Consider the following 18,345-nt stretch of genomic DNA (forward strand, 5'->3'; position numbering starts at 1 on the left):
CTAGGGACTTCACGGGAAGCGTGCACCCGCTGTCCGCTTCTGGTGGATTATGACCCCATGGCGTAAGACGACGGCGGCGGCGCCCCCCAAAGGGGAGCGCCGCCGTCGTGAGGCCGCAACTTGGGGTAATTACTGCCAGATAGTGGCGATGGCGATGTTCAGGAGCCCGAGGCCGCCCACACTGTGCGCCAGGCCCTTGCTGATGTCCTCGCCTGCCTTGTACTTCCGGCGGCCGATGAAGGCCAGGACGCCGACGGCAAGGGCGATGGCGAACTTGATGCCGAGCTTGGCGTAGTTGGCGTCCATGTCCAGGGCCGGGATCAGTCCCATCAGGGCTACGCCGGTGAGGAGCTGGAGCATGGCGCCGTCAAATTGGCGCGGGTGGACGGTGGGCTTTTTCATCTGGCCGATCCAGATGCCGACGATCATGGCGGCGCCAATGATGTGCAGGAAGACCACGGTGTTATAAACGATGTTCATGGGACCAGTGTAGCCAGTCCTTCTACGGCTTGTAGTAGTTCAGCATCGGGGGCGGGCGCACGTGCGTTAACCGGCGACGGCGGTGCAGGCCTTGCGGTGGTTTCCCACCGCTGCCTGCACCGCCGTCGTGCGTTGTGACGCGTTACAGCCCGAGGTCCGCTTCGAAGGCGCCTTCCTCAAGGCGTGCCTTCAGCGTCTGGAGGAAACGGCCCGCATCGGCGCCGTCCACCAGGCGGTGGTCGTACGTCAGGGACAGGTACATCATGGAGCGGATGGCGATTGAATCGTCACCGTTCTCATCGGCCACCACCACGGGGCGCTTGACGATGGCGCCGGTTCCCAGGATGCCCACCTGCGGCTGGTTGATGATGGGAGTGTCGAACAGGGCGCCCACCGAACCGATGTTGGTGATGCTGAAGGTACCGCCGGACAGCTCGTCCGGGCCGATCTTGCCATCACGGGTGCGGCCCGCAACGTCGGCAATCTTGGCAGCCAGTCCGGCCAGGTTCAGGTTGCCCGCGTCGGAGATAACCGGGACCAGCAGGCCCTTGTCGGTGTCGACGGCGATGGCCAGGTGCTCAGCGTTGTGGTACGTGATTTCCTGCTTGCCCTCGTCGTAGGCAGCGTTGAGCTTGGGGTGCTGCTTGAGCGCCTCAGCCACAGCCTTGGCGATGAACGGGAGGAAGGTCAGCTTGACGCCGTTCTGGGCCTGGAACGAGTTCTTAGCCTTGAGGCGCAGCTTGGCGACCTTGGTCATGTCCACTTCATGCACCTGGGTCAGCTGGGTGGAGACCTCGAGGGACTCGCGCATGCGCCGGGCGATGACCTGGCGGATGCGGGGAGCCTTCTGCGTGGTGCCGCGCAGGGAAGAAACAGCGGCGTTGGAAGCGGCCGGGGCTGACGCGGCCGGCGCGGCTGCGGGGGCTGCGGCGGGCGCGGACTTGGCTTCGGCGGCAGCGATGACGTCCTGCTTGCGGATGCGTCCGCCTACTCCTGTGCCTGACAGTGATGCGATGTCCACGCCGTGCTGGTTGGCCAGCTTGCGGACCAGGGGAGTGACATAGCCGGACTCGGATCCACCGTTGGCTGGTGCGGCCTCGGTTGCGGCCGGGGCCGCAGCGGGGGCGGGAGCAGCCTGCGGTGCCGGTGCAGCCTTGGGTGCTTCCGGAGCCGGTGCAGCCTGAGGTGCCGGTGCCGGTGCGGGGGCGGGTGCTTCAGCCTTGGGGGCTTCCTGGACCGGTGCCTCGGTGGAGGGTGCTTCTGCCGGGGCAGCAGCTGCACCTGAACCGATGACAGCCAGGACGGAGCCGACTTCCGCTGTTTCGTCTTCGTTGACGCGGATTTCCTGGAGAGTTCCAGCCACCGGCGACGGGATTTCGGTGTCAACCTTGTCCGTGGAGACTTCCAGGAGCGGCTCGTCAACCTCCACGGAGTCGCCCACGGCCTTCAGCCAGCGGGTGACGGTGCCTTCGGTGACGCTTTCGCCCAGCGCCGGAAGGGTAACTTCATGTCCTTCGCCGCCGCTGGCCGGTGCCTCAGGTGCAGGGGCCGGTGCTGCTGCGGGAGCTTCTGCAGCGGGTGCTGCTGCGGGGGCTTCTTCCGCGGGAGCTGCAGCGGGTGCTGCTGCGGGGGCTTCTTCGGCGGGGGCGCCGCCGCCGGAGCCGTCACCGATGCGGACCAGGGGAGCGCCGACCTCGGCGGTCTCGTCCTCGGCAACCAGGATTTCCTCAATCACGCCAGCGACAGGAGAGGGGATTTCAGTGTCTACTTTGTCGGTGGATACTTCGAGCAGCGGCTCGTCCACCTCTACCCGGTCACCTACCTGCTTGAGCCAGCGGGTGACGGTTCCTTCGGTGACGCTCTCACCGAGGGCGGGCAAGTTAACGGATTCAGACATGTCGTCCCCGTTCTCCTTATTGATCTTTAGTGCGGATGATTGCTGCCTTGTTGGCCAGCCTAATGCACCCGGCATTTCGTGCCGGGTGCACCAGGCCCTTTGGTGCTGGGGGGAGACTAGCCGTGAAGCGGCTTGCCAGCGAGTGCCAGGTGGGCTTCGCCCAGGGCCTCGTTCTGGGTGGGGTGGGCGTGCACCAGCTGGGCAACATCCTCCGGGTAGGCTTCCCAGTTCACGATCAGCTGGGCCTCGCCAACCTGCTCGCCCATGCGGGCGCCGATCATGTGGACGCCCACCACGGGGCCGTCCTTTTGGCGGACCAGCTTGACCAGCCCTGAGGTGCCCAGGATGGAGCTCTTGCCGTTGCCGGCCAGGTTGTACTCCTGGGTCTGTACCTGGTCCTCGCCGAACTTCTCCTTGGCGGCCTTTTCGGTGTAGCCGACGGTGGCGATTTCGGGATCGGAGTAGGTGACCTTGGGGATATTGATGTCCTCGACGATCACGGGCTTCAGGCCGGCGATCTCCTCGGCCACGAAGATGCCCTGCTGGTAGCCGCGGTGGGCCAGTTGGACGCCGGGGACAATGTCGCCCACAGCGTAGACGTTGCCGACGCCCGTGTGGAGGCGCTCGTTGGTGATGACGAAGCCGCGGTCGATGGTGATGCCGGCTTCCTCGTAGCCCAGGTTGGCCGTGACGGGGCCGCGGCCGACGGCGACGAGCAGCAGGTCGGCTTCGAACGTTTTGCCGTCCACCAAGGTGACCTTCACGCCGTCGCTGTTCTGCTCGACGCCCTGGAAGAACACGCCGGTGGAGAACTTGATGCCGCGCTTCTTGAAGGCTCGCTCGAAGTTCTTGACGATGGTGGCGTCCTCGTTGGGAACCAGTGAGGGCAGGCCCTCCACGATGGTGACGTCCACGCCGAAGGACTTCCAGACGGAAGCGAACTCGACGCCGATAACCCCGCCGCCCAGGATGATGACGCTCTTGGGAATGGAGTCCATGGTCAGGGCCTGGTCGGAGGTGATGACCTTGCCGCCGATTTCCAGTCCCGGAAGGGTGCGCGAGTACGAGCCGGTGGCCAGGACGATGTTCCGGCCCTTGTACGCGGTCCCGTTCACGACGATGGTGTCGGTGCCCTGGAGCTTGCCTTCACCTTCGATGACGGTGATGCCCTTGGACTTAATCAGGCCCTGGAGGCCTTTGAACTTGCCGGCGATGATGCCGTCTTTGTAGGCGTTGACGGCGGTGATGTCGATGCCGTCGAGGGTGACGTTCACGCCGTATTTGGCGGAGTCACGGGCGTGGTCGGCGAGTTCTGCAGAGTGCAGCAGCGCCTTGGTGGGAATGCAGCCATTGTGGAGGCAGGTGCCGCCCAGCTTTGCCTTCTCCACGAGGCCGACGGTAAGGCCAAGCTGTACGGCCCGCAGTGCGGCGGCGTACCCGCCGCTGCCGCCGCCGAGTACCAGGATGTCGAATTCTTGCGCAGTTGCCTGATCGGCCACTTAAACGCTCCCTCGCGTGAACGATGACGCGTTCTGCGCGCATCATCTGGTCTTGGAACTTACACTGCCGTGATTATGCCAGCAGGCCTGTTCTCTTGCATTTGTGACTACCGTGGTTCACCTTAGCGAACCACCTATCCATGCTCCACCTTGGCGCCGCGTTTGTGGAGCGCTTGTGTCCAGAGTCACGCGGTACTGCGGTGCAGGGAACAAACCCGCACCGCAGTACCGCGCAGCCTCTGCGCGCGGACACCTGTGTCAGGCCGCCGCGGCCAGGATGTCCTCTACATAGGCCACCAGGGTCCGCACGGTGCAGCCCGTGCCCTGCTTATGGGTGTAGCCATAGGGGCTTCCGTTGTTAAAGGAAGGCCCGGCAATGTCGATGTGGGCCCAGGGGATCTGCTCCCCGTCCTTGCCCTTACCCACGAACTCACGCAGGAAAACCGCAGCCGTCATCATGCCGCCGTGGCGTTCGCCAATGTTGGCAAGGTCTGCTACCTGGGAGTCGATGCTGGGGCGCAGTTCCTCGGGAAGCGGCATGGGCCACACGAGTTCGCCGGCCCGGTCCGCTGCGGCCTTGAGCGGACCGGTCACGCTGTCGGAGCCCATGACGCCTGCGGTGCGGTTGCCCAGTGCGATCAGCTGTGCACCGGTGAGGGTGGCGACGTCGATGATGGCGTCCGGGTACTCGCGGCTGGCTGCGACGATGCCGTCCGCCATGACCAGCCGGCCCTCAGCATCGGTGTTCAGGACCTCAACGGTCTTGCCGCCGAACATCGTGAGGACGTCAGCCGGACGGGACGCTGCACCGGAGGGCATGTTTTCGGCGATGCAGAGCCAGGCAGTCGCCTTGACCGGCAGGCCAAGCCCGGCGAGGGCCAGGACAGTATTAAGGACGACGGCGGCACCGGCCATGTCGCTCTTCATGTCGCCCATGCCAAGGGCCGGCTTGATGGAAATGCCCCCGGTGTCGAAGGTGATGCCCTTGCCGACGAGCGCAATCTTCGACGTCGGCCTGGCGGGGGAGTACTCCACCTTGACCAGCCGCGGCTGGCGGGCGGAGCCCTTGCCCACGCCCATGATGCCGCCGAAGCCTTCCTTCTCCAGCCGCTTCTCGTCCCAGACGGTGACCTTAACGGGCAGGCCCTTGGCCAGCTCCTTCGCAGCTTCGGCGAAGGTTTCGGGATAGAGGTGGCTGGGCGGCTGGTTCACGAGTGAACGGGTGGCGTTGACGGCCTTGCCGATCAACCGGGCACGCTTCAGTGCCGCACCGGTTTCGGCGTGGTCGGCGAGCTCCGTGAAAATGACCGCATTCCGGACCGGATCCTTCAGGCCGTCCTTCGACGACCGGAACTCGGTGAAGGAGTAGGCGCCGAGGGCGGCACCCTCGGCGAGGGCCGCGACGTCGGCAACGGACGCCGTCGGAAGGGCCAGGACAACCGTTGCGAGGCCGGCGAGTTGGCGGACGGCGGAACCTGCTGCGCGGCGCAGTGCCTCACCGGTGAGGGGCTCTGCTGCGGAGACCTTGCCGGTGCCGGCGAGGACCAGGATCCCGGCGCCGGTTTCGGGCAGGCCGGGAAGGCGGACGATCTGGTCGGCGGCGCCCGTGACGCCCAGGGACTTAAGGGAGCCGGCAAGGGCCTCCGCGGACTTGGCGGTGAGGGGGTTATCCAGGAGGACCGGCCCGTCAGTGCCCTTACCCACACCTATGACCACTGCGTCACTGGGGCTCTTCTTCAGGTCCCTTGAGAGGGTACTAAGGTTGATTTCAGTATTCTTGACCACAGGGATCAGTCCTCAATTCTCGAGAGATGTTCGGGCAGGAATGCATGTTCGGCGCTCTGCCATGGATGCCCGGATGCAATCGTTCGGGACGCAGTCCGGGTGTCTGCAGGCCCGTTTGGCAGGCCAGTTCCGATCGTAGCCCGTCCCCGCCCGGGCCGGTGTATTTCCTGAGAGGTGCGCCACAGGCGCAGCAGGAATGTGCGGCTCTCCTGCGGCGTTGTAGAAGGTAACCACCCGCACCTATGAAAGGAACATGCCGTGCTTGAACGGATTTCCGGCTCCCTGCTGGACCCCGATGCGCTTTATGCAAGCAACATCGGGCTGTTCCACAGCCCGGCGCTCCGTGGGCTGAACCTGGTGATGGGTTTCACCGGGTTCGCCGACGCCGGTCACGTGGTAAGGCAGATCAACGCGGAACTGCTTGACACGCTCGACGCCGAACCGGTTGCAGTTTTCGACGCCGACCAGCTGATTGACTACCGGTCGCGGAGGCCGCACCTGACGTTCGTCGAGGACCACCTTCAGGACTACCAGGAGCCCCGGCTCGCCCTCTACCGGCTGAAGGACGGCCTGGGCAATCCCTTCCTTCTGCTCGCGGGCTTTGAGCCCGACCTGCAGTGGGAGCGGTTTGCCCGCGCGGTGGTGGGCATCGTTGAGAAGCTGGACGTCAACCTGGTCACCTGGATCCACTCCATTCCCATGCCGGTACCGCATACGCGTCCAGTGGGCGTGACAGTGCACGGCAACCGGCCGGAACTGATCGAAGGCATCTCCGTGTGGAAGCCCACCGTGGAAGTGCCCGCAGCTGTTGGACACATCCTGGAGCTCCGCCTTGTAGAGGCAGGCCGGAACGTGGCAGGTTACGTCATTCACGTCCCGCACTACCTGGCCGAGGCGGAATACCCCACCGCCGCCGTCGCAGGCCTTGAATATCTCGGTGCGGCCACGTCACTGATGCTGCCCTCGGACAGGCTCCGCGAAGCCGGCCGTGAAGTCAGCCGCCAGATCGCCGAGCAGATAGACGCCTCAGAAGAAGTCCAGCAGGTGGTGGCCCGCCTGGAGACCCGGTACGACGAAAAGGCCGAAGGCACGGTCCGCCGCTCCCTTCTTGCGGACGAGAACGACGAGCTGCCCAATGCGGATGTCCTCGGTGCTGCCGTAGAGGCCTACCTCGCACGCGAGAACCCCGGCCAGTAACAACACTGCCGATTCCCCGGCCGGCAGCCGGATCACGCTGCTGCCGGGCGGCAAGGGCAGTCCGGGCATAATGAGATGGTGACTGCACCCCGCGCCTGGCTGATCTGGACCATTGGCATCTTCGGGTACCTGGTGGCCGTCACCCAGCGCACGTCCTTTGGGGTGGTGGGCCTTGAGGCCACGGAGCGGTTCCACGCCAGTGCCTCCGCCATCTCCTTCTTTACGGTCCTTCAGCTGCTGGTCTATGCCGGGCTTCAGATTCCCGTGGGCCTTTTGGTGGACCGGTTCGGTTCCCGGGCCATGATCGCCGGCGGTGCCGTGCTGATGGGCCTGGGCCAGCTCCAGCTGGCCTTTGCCGACAGTATTCCGGGCGGAGTGGCCGGGAGGGTGCTCGTAGGTGCCGGGGACGCGATGACATTCATCTCGGTGATTCGCCTGATTCCACTCTGGTTTGCGCCCGCCCGGGTCCCGCTCGTGACCCAGCTGACGGGTATGTCCGGCCAGCTGGGCCAACTGTTCAGTGTCATCCCGTTTGCCTTCGTCCTGCACGCCGCCGGTTGGACCCCGGCGTTCCTGATGCTGGCAGGGATGTCAGGACTCGCCGTTGTCCTGGTTCTGCTGCTCCTGCAGGACGTGCCGGCCGGTACGCAGCGGCCGCAGGCCCAGCAGGGGCTGAAGGCGACAGGAGCCTCCCTCGCCCGCGCCTGGCGCCAGCCCGGGACGAGGCTGGGGTTATGGAGCCACTTCACCATCCAGTTCAGCGGCACCGTATTTGCAATGACGTGGGGATACCCGTTCCTGCTGTCCGGGCAGGGCCTCGATGCCGGAACGGTTGCCGCCCTCATGGCCCTGTACGTTGCCACCGCCATGGCAGTGGGGCCGTTCATTGGCCGTTTCGTTTCCCGCCACCCGCTGCGGCGTTCAACCATGGTCCTGCTGATCGCCGGTGCCACCGCCGGAGCCTGGGCCGCAGTCCTGGTGACACCCGGGCGCTCGCCGCTGTGGCTGCTGACCGGCCTGGTGGTGGTGCTCGCGATCGGCGGGCCCGGCTCCATGATCGGCTTCGACTTCGCCCGCACCTTCAACCCGGCACACCGGATTGGAACCGCTACGGGCATCGTTAATGTGGGCGGGTTCTTTGCCGCGCTGATAGCCATCTTCCTGATTGGCCTCGTGCTGGACGTGCTTTATGCCAGCGGGTTCTCCAACGGTGTCCTGTATGGGCTGGACCCGTTCCGGATCGCACTGAGTGTCCAGTTCCTGCTGCTTGGTTTCGGAGCTGCCGCCACCCTGGTCTGCCGCCGCAAGGTCCGGCGGCAGATGGCAGCCCAGGGCGTGGTGGTTCCGCCCCTGCGCAGCGCGCTCGCCCGCCAGCGCCGGGAAAGCCTTGCCCGGCGGAGCAGGGCGGCGGCTTCAGAGGACTGACTGGTCCTCCACAGCGCCGGACCCGCCGGGTGTATCCACATACCAACGGGCAGTGCTTTCGAGGGGTGCTCCGGCGGCGGATGCTGGAGCCATGACACTCCCAGAACGCCTGACAATCCGCGGCCCGGAAGACATCCTGGGTTTCATTCCGCACTCGCTGGGATACTGGCCGGCGGAGAGCCTCGTGGCCATGACACTGCACGGCAAAAGGCTGGGAGCCACACTGCGGCTGGATCTTCCCGGGCGGGATGTCCTTGCTGATCCGGCCGTCTTTGCCCGGACAGTTTGCGGGTATCTTGCAGCAGACGAAGATGCGGACGGGACCCTGCTGGCCTTTTACACCAACAACGGCTGGCTGGTGGGGCCGGACCGCTGCCAGGCACTGCTCGAGAGCCTTGAAGCAGCCCTGGGTGAAGCCGGGATGCCCGTCAGGGACGCCTGGAACGTCGGTGACCAGTACTGGCGGCACGTCCACTGCACCGGACCAGCCTGCTGTCCCTTGCCGGGGCGTTCCGTCCATGAAATTAAGGACAGCCTGCTGAACACAGAGATGGTGTTCCGGGGAAGCAGCGTGGGACCGGCCCCCGGGCACCGGCAGGCGGCCAGCCCTGTTTCGGAACTCCACCGTGCCGCTGTGCTGAAGGCGGAAGCCACGTGGTCGGCCCAACTGGATCTCCGGCGGCACAGCAGGGCGCAGTTCGCCGCGGTGCTGGGCCAGTGGGAGCTGATGCTCGCCAGGCCGGTTGGGGACCTGCAACGGCGGTCGGTACACCGGGATGCTTTCCTGCGGGCAACGCTCCTGGTGCCCGCCTGGCGGGACGCTGTCCTGGTCATGGCAGCGGCCGGGAAAGCAGCGGCAGCAGCCGGGGCCGAAGAATTTGGAATCTTCAGCGAGGACGCCCGGTTTGGTCCGCTGGAACCTGCGGAAGAAGCCGGTGCAGAAGAAGCGCCAACAGCTGCGGAGGCGCCTGGTTCCGGATCCTTCTCCGCAGCCGGCCTCTGCAGTGGAGCCCTGGCCGCCTCCGGCCGCCAGGCGGGAATTCCTGGTTACGGGGACGTCCTGATGGGGCACGAGCCTGCAGTTCCCCTCTGGCCCAGCCTCGACGCCCTTGATCACGTCCTGGAGCACCTGGCTGTGCTCGGTGGACCGCCGTCAGCGGCTGCCCTGACGGGGAGGGGCTGGATTGCCTGGTGCCGCGGACGCGGCTCCTACTCGGCCTCGTACTTGGGGGAGGCGCTCGAAGCCGAGCCCGGCTACCGGCTGGCAGAGCTGCTGCTCGAGATGGTCCGCCGGGGTACGCTGTGCGGCTGGGCCGCGCGGAAGGAGGCTGCCTGGCAGAAGTTCGGCCCCGACGCGGCATGAAGTGACGGCGGCAGGAACAGCGGGTTGGGCTTTATTTGGCGAAATCGTGAGACAATGGAGGTCGAGACCCGGTTGGGTCCGTGTATCAGGTGCTCGCAGCGAACCCTTACGGGAACATTGCGGCCGCTCCGGCAGTTCTATTTATGGACTCTGCCGGCCGTGGTGGCGCTTGGTTTTCACCACGGACTTGACAGGGTCATAGTGGTGTTGCCCGTATGGCGATTCCACAGACCACCGCTAGAAAGGTTTTCTGTGACCCCGTCTTCCACGAAGAAGGACCCCGCCGCCCAGGACGAACTGTCCGCTGAGCAGAAGCAGGCGGCAACAAACGCCAAGCGGGCCGCCACTCGGGCAGCCAACAAGGCTTCGGCCGCTGAAGCTGGTGCGGACGGCAAGCGCGAGCCCAAAAAGCGCGGGCCCAAGCCCGGCGCGAAGGCTGCTGCTGAGGCCGCCGGAAAATCTGCCGGTGCCGACGCCGATGAAGTCGAGGAAGTTGAGGAAGACCTCGACGACATCGTCCTTGAAGGACCTGACGTTGTCGAGGAGGACGCCGAGGCCGACCCCGTCAAGGGAGCAGCCGGCTCGGGCAAGGGCTTTGTCTACTCCGACGCTGATGACGACGACGCACCTGTCCAGCAGGTCATGTCCGCCGGAGCCACTGCCGACCCCGTCAAGGACTACCTGAAGCAGATCGGTAAGGTAGCGCTGCTCAACGCCGAGCAGGAAGTGGACCTTGCGCTCCGGATCGAAGCCGGACTGTTCGCCGAAGAAAAGATCGCCGCTGACGACGGCTCCATGGACCCGAAGTACAAGCGCGAGCTTGAATTCATCATCCACGACGGCAAGCGTGCCAAGAACCACCTGCTGGAAGCCAACCTCCGCCTTGTGGTCTCGCTCGCCAAGCGCTACACCGGCCGCGGCATGCTGTTCCTGGACCTCATCCAGGAAGGCAACCTGGGCCTGATCCGTGCGGTCGAGAAGTTCGATTACACCAAGGGCTTCAAGTTCTCCACGTACGCCACCTGGTGGATCCGCCAGGCGATCACCCGTGCCATGGCGGACCAGGCACGCACCATCCGTATTCCGGTGCACATGGTGGAAGTCATCAACAAGCTGGCCCGCGTCCAACGCCAGATGCTGCAGGACCTCGGCCGCGAACCCACGCCTGAGGAGCTTGCCCTCGAACTGGATATGACCCCTGAAAAGGTCGTGGAAGTCCAGAAGTACGGCCGGGAGCCCATCTCGCTCCACACGCCGCTTGGCGAAGACGGCGACTCCGAATTCGGCGACTTGATCGAGGACTCCGAGGCTGTGGTTCCGGCTGACGCCGTGAGCTTTACCCTCCTGCAGGAACAGCTTCACTCCGTGCTGGATACACTCTCCGAGCGCGAGGCCGGCGTGGTGGCCATGCGGTTCGGCCTGACCGACGGACAGCCGAAGACTTTAGACGAAATCGGCAAGGTCTACGGAGTCACGCGTGAGCGGATCCGGCAGATTGAATCCAAGACCATGTCCAAGCTCCGCCACCCCTCACGTTCGCAGGTGCTGCGGGATTACCTGGACTAAAGCAGAACACAAAAAGCGGCCCGCCGGCTGCCGCGCCCACACCAGGCGCGGTACCGGTGGGCCGCTTTCTGCTGGCCCTCTTCCGATTCTTTGCTGGCCCTATGGAGGAGCCCCTTAAAAAGGTTGGGACCCTGCCTTCCGGCAGGGACCCAACAACTTCAGTAGAACTAGTCGATTTCCACGGCTGCTTTCTCGTGAAGCTTCCCCGTCTCATCGTGCCAGTCCGAGCTCAACGGCTTGAGCGTTGCCTCAACTGCACGGGCGTGGTGGCCACAGAACAGCAGCTCACCGCCGGAGGACTCCAGTACAACCCGGACATATGCCTGAGCTCCGCAACGATCGCACCGGTCCAGTGCGTTGAGTGTGCGGTCTGCCACTGCTGTTGTCATGTCGGCCTCCTTAGTAGATCAGTACGTCTATATAACCAGCATTCGTATCAAAACCATCGCAAGGATGGCCCAAGTTCGCTGTGCGCGTATCCTCAAGACTGCGTCAAGGGCTGCGAAGCGGAACCCAGGCACGCGGCACGTGGCGCGGTGCACACGGGGCCCAAGGTGTGGCAGTCCGCGCTGCCGGGCCGCGCCGACTACCCTAGAAAGAGCGACCCCAGCCCGCTTTTTCCCTCCCTGAAGGAGATCGTCACCAGTGGCACCAAGCTCTGATTACACTGCCCGGCACCTGTCTGTGCTGGAGGGCCTCGAAGCCGTCCGCAAGCGCCCCGGCATGTACATCGGCTCCACTGACTCCCGCGGCCTGATGCACTGCCTCTGGGAGATTATCGATAACTCTGTGGACGAGGCACTGGCCGGATTCGGCCACGACATCAAGATCATCCTGCACGCGGACAACTCGGTGGAGATCCACGACGACGGCCGCGGCATCCCCATCGACAAGGAGCCCAAGACGGGACTCACCGGCGTCGAGGTGGTCTTCACCAAGCTCCATGCCGGCGGCAAGTTCGGCGGCGGCTCCTACACCGCTTCCGGCGGCCTGCACGGGGTGGGCGCGTCCGTGGTCAACGCGCTGTCCTCCCGCCTCGACGTTGAGGTGGACCGCGGCGGTAAAACCTACAAGATGTCCTTTCGCCGGGGCGAGCCCGGGCGCTTCAAGGACAGCGGGTCGAAGTCCGATCCGGCTGCCCCGTTCACCCCGTTTGTGGACGACTCAGTGCTCGATGTCGTGGGCAAGGCTAAGCGGGGCATCACGGGAACCAGGATCCGCTACTGGGCGGACCGGCAAATTTTCACCCCTGACGCGAAGTTTTCCTACGACGAGCTTGCTTCCCGGGCCCGGCAGACATCCTTCCTGGTGCCCGGCCTGAAGCTGACGGTCCGCGATGAGCGCAAGGTCCCGGGAACCCCGGGCGAGGCCGGGCCCCATGAAGAGGTTTTCCACCACGACGGCGGCATCTCCGAGTTCGTGGAGTTCCTTGCCGCCGACCCCGCCGTCACCGACGTGTGGCGGCTGCACGGCTCCGGGAAGTTCAAGGAGACGGTTCCCGTGCTGGACGAACGGGGGCACAGCCAGCTAGCCGAGGTGGAGCGCGACTGCGAAGTGGATGTGGCGCTGCGCTGGGGGATCGGGTACGACAGCACGGTCCGCAGCTTCGTTAATATCATCTCCACGCCCAAGGGCGGAACCCACCAGTCCGGCTTTGAGCAGGCACTGGTGAAGACCTTCCGCAAGGCAGTGGAAAACAATGCCCGCAAACTCAAGGCCGGCAACGACAAAATTGAAAAAGACGACATCTTCGCCGGCCTTACGGCCGTCCTGACCGTACGCCTGGCGGAGCCGCAGTTCGAAGGCCAGACCAAAGAGATCCTGGGCACCTCAGCCGTCCGCGCCATCGTGTCCCGGGTGGTGGAGCGTGAGATCACCGCGAAGCTCACCTCTGCCAACCGGAACGACAAAGCACAGTCCGCGCTGCTCCTGGAAAAAATCGTCAGCGAGATGAAATCCCGGATCTCAGCCCGGGTGCACAAGGAAACCCAGCGGCGCAAGAACGCCCTGGAGACCTCCTCAATGCCCACGAAGCTTGCGGACTGCCGCACGGACGACGTCGAACGCTCCGAACTTTTCATCGTGGAGGGCGATTCGGCGCTGGGGACCGCCAAACTGGCGAGGTCCTCGGATTTCCAGGCCCTGCTGCCCATCCGCGGCAAGATCCTCAACGTGCAAAAGGCATCGGTGGGGGACATGCTTTCGAACGCCGAATGCGCGGCCCTCATCCAGGTGGTGGGCGCCGGATCGGGCCGCAGTTTCGATATCGCCGCCGCGCGCTACGGCAAGGTGATCCTGATGACCGACGCCGATGTGGACGGCGCGCACATCCGCACGCTGCTACTGACCCTCTTCTTCCGTTACATGCGGCCCATGATCGATGAGGGACGCGTGTTTGCCGCCGTCCCGCCGCTGCACCGGGTGGAAGTCATCAACGCCGGCCAGAAGGCCAATGAAATGATCTACACCTACTCGGAGGCCGAGCTCCACGTACTGCTGGCCCGGCTCGCCAAGGAGGGCAAGCGGTACAAGGAACCCATCCAGCGCTACAAGGGGCTGGGCGAAATGGATGCTGAACAGCTGGCCGAGACCACCATGGACCCACGCCACCGCACCCTGCGGAAGGTGGGGATCGAGAACGCAAAGCAGGCGGAGGAGATCTTTGACCTCCTGATGGGCTCGGATGTATCGCCGCGGAAGGACTTCATCATCGCCGGCGCCTCCAGCCTTGACCGGGAGCGCATCGACGCCTGACCACGGGACGTCAGGCAGGAATACGACGGCGGCGCGTCAGCCGAGCAAACCCGGCACCACGAGCAGTGCGGTGGGCAGTGCCAGCAGAAGGACGCAGCCGGCGAGCACCAGGCTGCGGACCGGGGAGGACAGCTGGGGCTGCGGGGAGAGCAGCCGGCTGACACGCGAGGCAGTGGTGCGGGCCGAATCCGAGCCGGACGCGGACTCGATACCGGCAAGGGCCAGACTCGGGGCTCCGGACTGAAGTTCGGCGTCACGGGCAGTCCCGGCGGAGCCGCTGGCCACAATCGCGATTGCCTTGATGAGCGTGGCCTTGCTCTCGGTCTTGAGTGCGACGTCATCTGCCAGCATTTCGATCAGGGAGTTGACGGACTCCTGGGCGAGCCGGGTGGTGGGCAGCCAGGGCAGTGCCTGGCGCCAGGCGGCGAAGGCCCACAGCAGCAGGTGGTGCCGCTGGCTCAGGTGCGCGTTCTCATGGATCAGGACGGCCCGGAGTTCGGCCGGTTCGAGGGCTGCCATCAGGCCGTCGGAGAGCACAGTCACCGAGCGCGCGCCGCCGGGGAGGCAATAGGCCACGGGCGAATCGTGGCTGATGACCAGCGTCCCGGCTCCCTCCGCGGACGGTGAGGCCAGGAGCGCCAGAAGCTCGCGGTGCCGCCGCCGCTGGCGCTCTATCTTGTAATAAGTCAGCAGGAGGGTGAATACCAGGTGGGCCGTCAGCAGGGCCGCGGCGGACAGTGCGAAGATGTGCCAGAAGCCCAGCGCGGTGGTGGGAGCATTAAAAAGCACCATCCCCGCAAGAGCCCGGAGGCCGGCGAGGAGATTGTCACCAATGGGCTCCAGGCCGTACACCAGCATTGCCCCGATCATGGACAGCCCGCCGGCCAGTGCAATGGCCTGCCAGAGCAGCATGGCCGTGAAAGGGCTGCGCGCGGGCCACTGCGCCCTTGACAGGAGGATAGGCACCGGCCATGCCAGGACTATCGCAAGGACTGCCAGCAGGTATGAGGCCCAGAACATGGTCCGTTAGATGTGGCCAAGCAGTTTGCGCAGAGTTTCGGCTTCACCTTCGGAAACGGATCCGATAAAACGGGCCAGCACGGCCTCGCGGTCCGGAGCTGACCCCAGAACCTCGTGCATCAGCTCAGCGGTATGCTCCTCGCGGCTGGACACTGCCTGGTAGCGGTGCGGGCGGGTGCCGCGTTCGCGTTCCACCAGGCCCTTTTTCTCCAGCCGGGACAGCACGGTAAGGACGGTGGTGACGGCAAGTTCCTTGCCTTCGTGCCCGGCTGCTCCGCCCTGGCCGGCCGAGGTCTGCGCAAGCCGGTCCCGCAAGGTGTTCGCGGTGGCTGCTTCATGGCCCGCCCAGAGCAGGTCCATCACTGCCCGTTCCAGTTCACCAAGACTAGCCATTGCATTTTTTCCTTTGTTTCCCCGCACCGCAGCCGCAGAGGCAGCGCGGTGACTCATGCGTGTGTTTCACCTACAGGAACCAATTTACCCCTATTCCCCGTCACTTTCTACATTGAGTAGAACAGCCATCACAGTGGGCGCCAAAAGCGTGACCCATCGATCAGACGGCGCGTTTTACACTGCCCGCGGCGCTGTTCTACACTTTGTAGAAGTTAGACTTTCTACAGCACGTAGAAAACCTGCATGGCTGACAGTAGGGACCGCCTTGGACGCTTTGGACGCTCTGGAAATCGCACGGTGGCAATTCGGCATCACCACCGTCTACCACTTCATGATGGTCCCGCTGACCATCGGCCTGGGGCTGGTGGTGGCCGTAATGCAGACTGCCTGGCACCGGACAGGGAAGCCCGAGTATCTCCGGATGACCAAGTTCTGGGGCAAGCTCTTCCTGATCAACTTCATCATGGGTGTGGCCACCGGCATCGTCCAGGAGTTCCAGTTCGGAATGGCCTGGAGCGAATACAGCCGCTTCGTCGGCGATGTCTTCGGGGCTCCGCTGGCACTCGAGGCGCTCCTGGCCTTCTTTGTTGAGTCAACGTTCCTGGGCCTGTGGATCTTCGGCTGGAAGCAGTTGAAGCCGGCCGTCCACCTGGCGTGCCTCTGGATTGCCGTCATAGGCTCCGTGTTCTCCGCCTATTTCATCATCGTGGCCAACAGCTGGATGCAGCACCCGGTAGGTGTTGAAATGATTGATGGCCGGCCCGTCATGACAGATGCCTGGGCGGTCTTCACCAACAACACCGCACTGGTGGCAGTTCCGCACACGCTGTTCGGCGCACTCGCCGTCGCCGGCGGTTTCCTGCTCGGCATCGCGTGGTACCACCTGTGGCGCAGGCGTCGCGACGGCGTGGACACCGTCGGTGCCGATGGCAAGGTCATCGCCGGCGAAGCCCAGGACATTCCCGGCCGGGACAAGAACGACCACAAAGTCTGGATCCGGTCCCTGCGCATCGGCGCGGTGGTAGCCATGATCTCCTTCGCCGGAACCGCCCTCACCGGTGACCTCCAGGGCAAGCTGATGTTCGAGCAGCAGCCCATGAAAATGGCGGCCGCGGAAGCAGCCTGCCACGACGGCACCGGCTTCTCGGTGTTGAGCATCGGCAACCTCGGCTCGCAGAACTGCGACGACATCGTTGCCCTGATCGAGGTGCCCGGCATCCTCTCCTACCTGGCCAAAGGCGACTTCACCACCGAAGTCCAGGGCGTCAACAGCCTCCTGCCCCAGTACAAGGAGGCTTACGGCACCCACCTGCCGGACAACCCCATCTACGGCGAACGCGCCGGCCAGGAAATCGACTACCTCCCCGTCATGGAGGTCACCTACTGGGGCTTCCGCATGATGATCGGTTTCGGCGGGATAGCCGCCCTGGCGGCCCTCGTGGCACTATGGCTGACCCGCAACGGAACCGTGCCCGAGTCCAGGTGGCTCATGCGCCTGGCCGTCTTCGGAATCCTGGCCCCGTTCGGTGCCAACGCCGCCGGCTGGATCTTCACCGAAATGGGCCGCCAGCCCTTTGTGGTGGCCCCCAACCCCGACCCCAGCGGCATCGACCAGGTGTTCATGTTCACCGCCGCTGCGGTGTCACCCGGGGTCACCGCCGGGGAGCTGCTGGCCTCACTCGTCACCCTGGCAGCCATCTACGGGGTACTGCTCGTAGTGGAAGTGAAACTGCTGGTCAAGTACATCCGGGGCGGCGTGGTGTCCGCCATGCCGGAACTGGTGCACGCCCCCGTCGATGAAAACGAGGATGCCACCCCGGGCCAGCGAGGCCAGGGCAGCGGAAAACCCGCGGACGACGTCCTCGCCTTCGCCTATTAGTCCGCGCCTGCCAACGAAGATCAGAGGAAACGACGAATGGAACTGCTGCCAACCATCTGGTTCATCGCCATCGCGGTGCTGTGGACCGGCTACCTCTTCCTTGAGGGCTTCGACCTGGGCGTCGGGATGCTGATGAAGCTTTTCGCCCGGAACAACACCGAGCGCCGCGTCCTGCTCAACACCGTGGGACCGGTCTGGGACGGCAACGAGGTGTGGCTCCTGACCGCCGGCGGGGCAACCTTTGCCGCCTTCCCGCTCTGGTACGCCTCGCTGTTCTCCGCCCTCTACCTGCCGCTGCTGGTAGTCCTGGCAGCACTGATCTTCCGCGCTGTGGCCTTCGAGTACCGGGGCAAAGTGGACGCGGACCAGTGGCGGAACCGGTGGGACTGGGCCATTGCCCTGGGGTCCTTCTTCGCAGCCTTCGGCGTGGGTGCGGCGCTTGCGCTGACCACTACCGGGCTTCCTTTGAACGCCAACGGGGACCGCGAAGGCGGGCCGCTTGCATGGTTCAGCGGTTACGCCGTGCTGGGCGGGCTGGCCGTGGTGGGGTTCTCCCTGGTGCACGCCCTCGCATTCCTGGCATTGAAGACCGACGGCGACGTGCGGCACCGCGCGCGCAAGTGGTTCGTCCGCCTTCTCCCCGCCCTGCTCCTGCCGATTGCGGGCTGGGCGCTCAGCATCCAGTTCCTCGAAGGAAAACTTTGGACCTGGGCACTGGTGCTGCTGGCTGTCGCCGCCGCGGGTGCAGCCTGGGCCGCGGCGCGCAAGGGAAGGGAGGGCAAGGCCTTTATTGCGCTTGGCGCCTTCCTGGCCCTGGGATCGGCCTCCATCTTCGGGGCGGTGTTCCCGGTGGTACTGCCGTCCACGTTGAACGAGGCCTTCGACCTCACCATTTCCAACGCCTCATCCTCTGACTACACTCTGGGCCTTATGAGTGTTGTGGCAGCGTTCGGCCTGCCCCTGGTCATCGCCTACCAGGCCTGGACCTACTGGGTGTTCCGGCGGCGGGTCAGCGCCGCGCATATTCCGGAAGCCCACAGCTTCCTGCCGGCCATCGCCGCCAGGGCCTTCACCACCAAGGGCTGAG

At 64.9% G+C, this 18,345-nt stretch carries 14 protein-coding genes; 7 read left to right on the forward strand and 7 right to left on the reverse strand.

The genetic code is table 11. The features are described from left to right. Positions 1–129: 129 nt before the first annotated feature. The 4 genes from AC5RTE_RS00475 to AC5RTE_RS00490 all read right to left on the reverse strand — a co-directional run bounded on the left by AC5RTE_RS00475 (position 130) and on the right by AC5RTE_RS00490 (position 5,661). Positions 130–480 (reverse strand): hypothetical protein, encoded by a 351-nt coding sequence (locus tag AC5RTE_RS00475; protein ID WP_494039462.1) that lies wholly within the window; start codon positions 478–480, stop codon positions 130–132. Between the two features lie 142 nt (positions 481–622). Further along, entirely contained in the window at positions 623–2,377 is a 1,755-nt protein-coding gene (gene sucB / locus AC5RTE_RS00480) for a 2-oxoglutarate dehydrogenase, E2 component, dihydrolipoamide succinyltransferase (RefSeq protein WP_494039463.1), read from the reverse strand. 116 nt (positions 2,378–2,493) lie between these two features. Beyond that, positions 2,494–3,876 (reverse strand): dihydrolipoyl dehydrogenase, encoded by a 1,383-nt coding sequence (gene lpdA, locus AC5RTE_RS00485; protein ID WP_494039464.1) that lies wholly within the window; start codon positions 3,874–3,876, stop codon positions 2,494–2,496. Positions 3,877–4,134: 258 nt separating this feature from the next. Continuing rightward, on the reverse strand, positions 4,135–5,661 hold the full coding sequence (locus AC5RTE_RS00490) for a leucyl aminopeptidase (RefSeq protein WP_494039465.1): 1,527 nt from the start codon (positions 5,659–5,661) through the stop codon (positions 4,135–4,137). Positions 5,662–5,919: 258 nt separating this feature from the next. On the opposite strand from AC5RTE_RS00490, the gene AC5RTE_RS00495 reads away from it, so the two are divergent. From AC5RTE_RS00495 to AC5RTE_RS00510, 4 genes are all read left to right on the forward strand, one after another. Further along, on the forward strand, positions 5,920–6,858 hold the full coding sequence (locus tag AC5RTE_RS00495) for a proteasome assembly chaperone family protein (protein WP_494039466.1): 939 nt from the start codon (positions 5,920–5,922) through the stop codon (positions 6,856–6,858). Between the two features lie 78 nt (positions 6,859–6,936). Further along, entirely contained in the window at positions 6,937–8,283 is a 1,347-nt protein-coding gene (locus AC5RTE_RS00500; RefSeq protein WP_494039467.1) for an MFS transporter, read from the forward strand. Positions 8,284–8,374: 91 nt separating this feature from the next. Beyond that, on the forward strand, positions 8,375–9,646 hold the full coding sequence (locus AC5RTE_RS00505) for a DUF4192 family protein (RefSeq protein WP_494039468.1): 1,272 nt from the start codon (positions 8,375–8,377) through the stop codon (positions 9,644–9,646). Between the two features lie 252 nt (positions 9,647–9,898). Then, a complete protein-coding gene (locus AC5RTE_RS00510) occupies positions 9,899–11,212 on the forward strand; it encodes an RNA polymerase sigma factor (RefSeq protein WP_494039469.1) in 1,314 nt (437 codons plus the stop codon). A 167-nt stretch (positions 11,213–11,379) separates the two neighbouring features. Here AC5RTE_RS00510 and AC5RTE_RS00515 read toward each other — a convergent pair whose 3' ends face one another. Then, positions 11,380–11,601: a DUF7455 domain-containing protein gene (locus AC5RTE_RS00515; RefSeq protein WP_013600696.1), complete on the reverse strand. Its 222-nt coding sequence runs from the start codon at positions 11,599–11,601 to the stop codon at positions 11,380–11,382. A 256-nt stretch (positions 11,602–11,857) separates the two neighbouring features. Here AC5RTE_RS00515 and AC5RTE_RS00520 point away from each other — a divergent pair, with 256 nt between their 5' ends. Beyond that, entirely contained in the window at positions 11,858–13,966 is a 2,109-nt protein-coding gene (locus AC5RTE_RS00520; RefSeq protein ID WP_494039470.1) for a DNA gyrase/topoisomerase IV subunit B, read from the forward strand. Positions 13,967–14,002: 36 nt separating this feature from the next. On the opposite strand, the gene AC5RTE_RS00525 is transcribed toward AC5RTE_RS00520, so the two are convergent. Continuing rightward, positions 14,003–14,986 (reverse strand): M56 family metallopeptidase, encoded by a 984-nt coding sequence (locus AC5RTE_RS00525; protein ID WP_494039471.1) that lies wholly within the window; start codon positions 14,984–14,986, stop codon positions 14,003–14,005. Positions 14,987–14,992: 6 nt separating this feature from the next. Further along, a complete protein-coding gene (locus tag AC5RTE_RS00530; RefSeq protein WP_494039472.1) occupies positions 14,993–15,379 on the reverse strand; it encodes a BlaI/MecI/CopY family transcriptional regulator in 387 nt (128 codons plus the stop codon). A gap of 274 nt (positions 15,380–15,653) precedes the next feature. Here AC5RTE_RS00530 and AC5RTE_RS00535 point away from each other — a divergent pair, with 274 nt between their 5' ends. Beyond that, positions 15,654–17,258 (forward strand): cytochrome ubiquinol oxidase subunit I, encoded by a 1,605-nt coding sequence (locus AC5RTE_RS00535; protein ID WP_494040122.1) that lies wholly within the window; start codon positions 15,654–15,656, stop codon positions 17,256–17,258. A 36-nt stretch (positions 17,259–17,294) separates the two neighbouring features. Beyond that, entirely contained in the window at positions 17,295–18,344 is a 1,050-nt protein-coding gene (gene cydB / locus AC5RTE_RS00540) for a cytochrome d ubiquinol oxidase subunit II (RefSeq protein ID WP_494039473.1), read from the forward strand. Position 18,345: the final 1 nt, after the last annotated feature.

It is taken from the genome of Arthrobacter sp. K41 (assembly GCF_059089645.1).

What these genes read in the sequence shown, in the direction of transcription:
- AC5RTE_RS00530 (WP_494039472.1), bottom strand. Translation starts at nt 15,379, where the DNA reads ATGGCTAGTCTTGGTGAACTGGAACGGGCAGTGATGGACCTGCTCTGG.
- AC5RTE_RS00475 (WP_494039462.1), bottom strand. Translation starts at nt 480, where the DNA reads ATGAACATCGTTTATAACACCGTGGTCTTCCTGCACATCATTGGCGCC.
- AC5RTE_RS00505 (WP_494039468.1), top strand. Translation starts at nt 8,375, where the DNA reads ATGACACTCCCAGAACGCCTGACAATCCGCGGCCCGGAAGACATCCTG.
- cydB (WP_494039473.1), top strand. Translation starts at nt 17,295, where the DNA reads ATGGAACTGCTGCCAACCATCTGGTTCATCGCCATCGCGGTGCTGTGG.
- AC5RTE_RS00525 (WP_494039471.1), bottom strand. Translation starts at nt 14,986, where the DNA reads ATGTTCTGGGCCTCATACCTGCTGGCAGTCCTTGCGATAGTCCTGGCA.
- AC5RTE_RS00515 (WP_013600696.1), bottom strand. Translation starts at nt 11,601, where the DNA reads ATGACAACAGCAGTGGCAGACCGCACACTCAACGCACTGGACCGGTGC.
- sucB (WP_494039463.1), bottom strand. Translation starts at nt 2,377, where the DNA reads ATGTCTGAATCCGTTAACTTGCCCGCCCTCGGTGAGAGCGTCACCGAA.